At 67.5% G+C, this 5,544-nt stretch carries 6 protein-coding genes; 4 read left to right on the plus strand and 2 right to left on the minus strand.

What is annotated here, in order from left to right; genetic code table 11:
• Together dapF and hflX are read left to right on the plus strand one after the other, a co-directional pair.
• Positions 1–434: diaminopimelate epimerase (dapF, locus tag AC2VON_RS04860; protein WP_486951930.1), on the plus strand; the 434-nt coding region annotated here is incomplete at its 5' end.
• Positions 431–1,849, plus strand: a complete 1,419-nt coding sequence (hflX, locus tag AC2VON_RS04865; RefSeq protein WP_486951931.1) for a GTPase HflX — start codon at positions 431–433, stop codon at positions 1,847–1,849. The genes dapF and hflX, both read left to right, overlap by 4 nt.
• A gap of 199 nt (positions 1,850–2,048) precedes the next feature.
• On the opposite strand, the gene AC2VON_RS04870 is transcribed toward hflX, so the two are convergent.
• A complete protein-coding gene (locus tag AC2VON_RS04870) occupies positions 2,049–2,528 on the minus strand; it encodes a hypothetical protein (RefSeq protein WP_486951932.1) in 480 nt (159 codons plus the stop codon).
• Positions 2,529–2,594: 66 nt separating this feature from the next.
• On the minus strand, positions 2,595–2,750 hold the full coding sequence (locus AC2VON_RS04875) for a hypothetical protein (RefSeq protein WP_486951933.1): 156 nt from the start codon (positions 2,748–2,750) through the stop codon (positions 2,595–2,597).
• Positions 2,751–2,943: 193 nt separating this feature from the next.
• On the opposite strand from AC2VON_RS04875, the gene AC2VON_RS04880 reads away from it, so the two are divergent.
• Complete coding sequence (locus AC2VON_RS04880; RefSeq protein ID WP_486951934.1) at positions 2,944–4,116, plus strand: acyl-CoA dehydrogenase family protein; 1,173 nt, start codon at positions 2,944–2,946, stop codon at positions 4,114–4,116.
• Between the two features lie 175 nt (positions 4,117–4,291).
• A partial coding sequence (locus AC2VON_RS04885; protein WP_486951935.1) for an LGFP repeat-containing protein occupies positions 4,292–5,544 on the plus strand: 1,253 nt, incomplete at its 3' end.

Raw genomic sequence — 5,544 nt, forward strand, 5'->3', positions numbered from 1 at the left:
GGGAGGCGATCGTCGGCGGCCGACCGTTCGCGGGGCTGGTGATCGACGTCGGCAACCCGCACCTGGCGTGTGTGGACGCCGACCTGACCGCCGGGGAGCTGGCCCTACTCGACGTCGGTGCGCCGGTCTCGTTCGACCCCGACCGGTTCCCCGAAGGGGTGAACGTGGAGATCAGCACCGCCCCGCGGGAGGGGTTGGTCTCGATGCGGGTACACGAACGGGGTGTCGGCGAAACCCGGTCCTGTGGAACCGGAACCGTTGCGGCCGCAGTGGCCGCGCTGGCCTTCGACGGCGCGGGCACCGGCACGCTGCAGGTCGCGATCCCGGGCGGCGAGGTGACCGTCACCGTCACCGACGCCACCAGCTACCTGCGCGGGCCCTCGGTGTTGGTGGCGCGCGGCGAGATCGCCGACGCGTGGTGGTGGGAGTGGTGAGTGACCTGCGACTGCCCAGCACCGGGGAGCTCGCCCTCGACGATCGGTCCGCGCTGCGACGCGTCACCGGGCTGTCCACCGAGCTCGCCGACATCTCCGAGGTGGAATACCGCCAGCTCCGGCTGGAGCGGGTGGTGCTGGCCGGGGTGTGGACCGACGGCAGCGCGGCCGAGGCCGAGGCGAGCATGGCCGAGCTGGCCGCGCTCGCCGAAACCGCCGGCTCGGCGGTGGGCGAGGCGCTGATCCAGCGCCGCGACAAACCCGACCCGTCGACCTACATCGGCTCCGGCAAGACCATCGAGCTGCGGCAGGTGGTGCTGGCCACCGGTGCCGACACCGTCATCTGCGACGGCGAGCTGTCCCCGGCGCAGCTGACCGCACTGGAGAAGGCGGTCAAGGTCAAGGTGATCGACCGCACCGCGCTGATTCTGGACATCTTTGCCCAACACGCCACCAGCGCCGAAGGCAAAGCCCAGGTGTCGCTGGCGCAGATGGAGTACATGCTGCCGCGGCTGCGCGGATGGGGTGAGTCGATGTCGCGGCAGGCCGGTGGCCGCGCCGGCGGCAGCGGCGGCGGGGTGGGCCTGCGCGGCCCCGGCGAGACCAAGATCGAAACCGACCGTCGCCGCATCCGCGAGCGGATGGCCAAGCTGCGCCGCGAGATCAAGGCGATGAAGCAGGTCCGTGACACCCAGCGGCACCGCCGCCTGGCCAGTGACGTGGTGTCGATCGCGATTGTCGGCTACACCAACGCCGGCAAGTCCAGCCTGCTCAACATGCTGACCGGTGCCGGGGTGCTGGTGGCCGACGCGCTGTTCGCCACCCTGGAACCCACCACCCGGCGCGGGCGATTCGACGACGGCAGGGCGTTCGTGCTCACCGACACCGTCGGCTTCGTGCGGCACCTGCCTACCCAGCTGGTCGAGGCGTTTCGCTCCACGCTGGAGGAGGTCGCCCACGCCGATCTCCTGGTGCACGTTGTCGACGGCGCCGACGGCAGTCCGCTGGCCCAGATCAACGTGGTCCGGCAGGTGCTGCGCGAGGTGATCGCCGAGCACGACGGCAAGCCGGCGCCGGAGTTGCTGGTGGTCAACAAGATCGATGCCTCCGGCGACCTGGCGCTGGCCCAGCTGCGTCGCGTGCTGCCCGGGGCGGTGTTCGTCTCGGCGCACACCGGGCAGGGCATCGACGCGCTGCGCCGGCGGATGGCCGAGCTGGCCGCTCCGACCGACACCGCCGTCGATGTGGTGATCCCTTACGGCCGCGGTGATCTGGTGTCGCGCGTGCATGCCGAGGGGCGGGTCCAAGATGCCGAGCACGAGGCAGAGGGCACCCGGGTCCGTGCGTGGGTCCCGGTGGCGTTGGCCGCCAGCCTGCGGGAGTTCTCGACGACCGGCGATCAGCCGCCCGGGTGAAGGAAAGGCCGGTTCAGCGCAGAACTGGTGATTGTGTCGCCTCGACCCGGCCCGCGATCGTCACGACGAACTCGGACTTCTGGATGTACCCACCACCGGGAGTTTTTTCTGCGCGGTCCGGAGAGCCTGCCCGATTTGGCCGGCTACGCTCCGGGCACCGGCGAGACCAGTGGTGGAAACCGGGCACGGACAACGCCGGTCAGCCCTGGCCGGCGACGAGGCCTTGGAGGAGTTCGACGATGCGCTGCTGGCCGGCGGCAGTGGCATCGAACTTGCCGCGCATTTCGATGAAGCCGTTGTTGACCTGACCGAATTGTTCGTCGACGTGCCCGCGTAGGCCCCTGAGATCGCCGCGTAGGTCCGTCATGTCGCCATGGAGGCCCGTGAGGTCGCCATGGAGGTCCGTGAGGTTGCCACGTAGGTTCGTCACGTCGCCACGCAGGTCCGTGAGATCCTCACGGAGCGCGTTGAAACTGGTGGTTGTGGCTCGGCGGAAGTTGTGGAGTTCGCCACGGACGTCGCGGAGTTCGCCGCGGAACTCTTCGACGTCGCGGTCGGTGGCGCCGGCCAGGATGCGTGCGGCCGCGGCATCCTGTTCGCTGACGCGAACCCGATCGCTGAGTTTGCGCACCCGCGCTTCCAGGCCGGCGACGCGTGGCTCCAGATCGTCTGACGGCATGGGTGCGAGCTTAGCGCTGCCAGGGCGACGACGGATTGACTTGTCCACAGCCCGTTGGCCGCGGGTCTACCGTGGCGGGTTCGGGCCGCCAGGATGGCCCGGGGTGTCGCCGGTGCCCCCAGGGATGACAACGGTATCGAGCGTGACATGAAGTCGTTCCGCGAGCTCGTGTACCTGCGTCTCCAGGGCAGATATCCGGGCTTCCAGCTTGTTCGCTCGCATGACCGTCAGCGTACCGCTGCGACGGCACCAGGTGGCTGGTCCGGAAGTCGAGATGCTGCGGCGGCGTCTTGTTCGCTGGCGCGTACCCGCTCGTTGAGGCCGTCTCCGAATCCAAAAACCGCCACAAATCACCGACCAACCATCCGGTCGGTATAAGTTAGGCGGCACAGTCCCCATCCGCCGGAGGTGATTCATGGGCGCTAGCAACACGCACGCCGTCAAATACCAGCGCACGCTTTTCGAGCCCGAGCATGAGCTGTTCCGCGAGTCCTACCGGGCGTTTCTGGACCGTCACGTGGCGCCGTTTCACGACGACTGGGAGAAGGACAAGATCGTCGACCGTGGCGTCTGGCTGGAGGCCGGCAAGCAGGGCTTCCTGGGTATGGCGGTGCCCGAGGAATACGGCGGCGGCGCTAACCCCGACTTCCGCTACAACACGATCATCACCGAGGAGACCGCCGCCGGCCGCTACAGCGGCATCGGCTTCGGGCTGCACAACGACGTGGTCGCCCCCTACCTGCTGCGGCTGGCCAGCGAGGAGCAGAAGCGGCGCTGGCTGCCGAAATTCTGCACCGGCGAGTTGATCACCGCGATCGCCATGACCGAGCCCGGCACCGGCAGCGATCTGCAGGGCATCAAAGCCCGCGCCGTCAAACACGGCGACCACTATGTTCTCAACGGGTCGAAGACGTTCATCACCAACGGCATCCACTCCGATCTGGTGATCGTGGTCGCGCAGACCGATCCCGAGAAAGGCGCGCAGGGCTTCTCACTGCTGGTCGTCGAACGCGGCATGGCGGGCTTCGAGCGCGGCCGCCACCTGGACAAGATCGGGCTGGATGCCCAGGACACCGCGGAGTTGTCGTTCACTGACGTCGAGGTTCCCGTCGAGAATCTGCTCGGCGCGGAGGGCATGGGGTTCATCTACCTGATGCAGAACCTGCCCCAGGAGCGGATCTCGATCGCCATCATGGCCGCGGCGGCGATGGAGACGGTGCTGGAGCAGACCATCGCCTACGCCAAGGAGCGTACGGCGTTCGGCAGGCCGATCGGCAGCTTCCAGAACAGCCGGTTCCTGCTGGCCGAGCTGGCCACCGAGGCCACCTTGGTGCGCATCATGGTCGACGAATTCATCCGCCTGCACCTCGACGAGAAGCTGACGGTCGAGCAGGCCGCGATGGCCAAATGGTATGCCAGCGAAGCTCAGGTGCGGCTGATCGACCGGTGCCTGCAGTTGCACGGCGGTTACGGCTACATGCGGGAATATCCGATCGCGCGTGCCTACCTGGATTCACGGGTGCAGACGATTTACGGTGGCACCACCGAGATCATGAAGGAGATCATCGGCCGCAGCCTGGGTGTTTGACGCCGCGGGTGGCCTGGGCTGCTCGGGTACGTCGTTTGGTATCAATTCGGCGTCAGGGGCGTATCTGTTTCCGTAATGTCGTTGATGTGGCTTCGCAATTACCATTCGCTGGAGCAAACTCTATAGCGTCGATAGCGCGAAATAGTGACGAAATAGATGTGGCTTGGGAGGCTGGGTGACTAGGCGACAAGGTCGGTTACGGAAAACCGCGGCGCACACGGCGATCGGTCTGGCGGCGGCGATGGCCCTGGCTGGCGCCGTGATGTGCGCGCCGACCGCGGCGGCGTCGCCGGAGACCGATGCTTACGACGCGATCACCGCCACCTGGGAGGCAGCCGGCGGAGCGACTTCACCGCTGGGCAGTCCGCACGGCGATGTGTATCCGGTCGGTGGCGGGTTCGCCCAGAACTTCGCCGGCGGCAAGATGTTCTTCACCCCGGAGACCGGTGCCAGGGCGATGTACGGTGCCATCCTCGACAAATACGAATCGCTGGGCGGCCCGGCCAACAGCGACCTGGGATTCCCGAACACCGACGAGGTTCCCGGGCTGGTCAGCCCGGACAGCCGGGTCACCATGCTGTCCGGATCCTCCGATACCGATCACCCGGTGATCTTCTTCACCCCCCAGCACGGTGCGCACGTGGTGCGCGGCCCGATCAACGCCGGCTGGGACAAACTGGGCAGCTCGACCGGGGCGCTGGGCGTCCCGGTCGACGACGAAACCTACGGTAGCGATCAAGGTGCGGTCATCACTCAGAAGTTCAGCGCCGGCCAGCTCTCCTGGAACAGTAAGACCAGGACATTTACCACCGTGCCGCCGGAGTTGGCGGCGCAGCTGGCCGACCTGCAGATCCCGGTGGACCCGACGGCGGCCATCAACGAGGCCTGGCGCGCCACCGGCGGGGCCACCGGCCCGCTCGGCGCCAGACAGGGCGGCCAGTACCAGGTCGGCAACGACGGTGTGGGCCAGGACTTCACCGGCGGTAAGGTCTACTTCAGTCCGGCCACCGGGGCGGGTGCCGTCGAAGGCGACATTCTGGCCAAATATGAGTCGCTGGGCGGACCGGTCGGCAGCGACCTGGGCTTCCCGGTCGCCAACGAGGCCGACGGCGGCATTCCGGGCAGCCGCATCAGCAGATTCTCCGGTGACGGCGAACCGGTGATCTTCTTCACCTCCGACAACGGCGCCTTCGTGGTGCGCAGTGCCATGCAGGTGGCCTGGGACAAGCTGGGCGATGCGGCCGGTAAGCTCGGCGCGCCGGTCGGCGATCAGACCGTCGAAGGCGACGTGGTGTCGCAGAAATTCACCGGTGGCAAGATCTCGTGGAACAGCAAGACCAACACTTTCAGCACCGAGCCGGCCGACCTGGCCACATCGCTCTCGGGTCTGCAGATACCCGGGGTGCCGCATGCGAGCAGCTCGGCCAC

Source organism: Mycobacterium sp. TH-M82 (genome assembly GCF_057473605.1).

Bases quoted from the DNA above. Each gene is read 5' to 3' on its own strand.
- AC2VON_RS04870 (WP_486951932.1), bottom strand. From the start codon at position 2,528: ATGCCGTCAGACGATCTGGAGCCACGCGTCGCCGGCCTGGAAGCGCGG.
- AC2VON_RS04875 (WP_486951933.1), bottom strand. From the start codon at position 2,750: ATGCGAGCGAACAAGCTGGAAGCCCGGATATCTGCCCTGGAGACGCAG.
- AC2VON_RS04880 (WP_486951934.1), top strand. From the start codon at position 2,944: ATGGGCGCTAGCAACACGCACGCCGTCAAATACCAGCGCACGCTTTTC.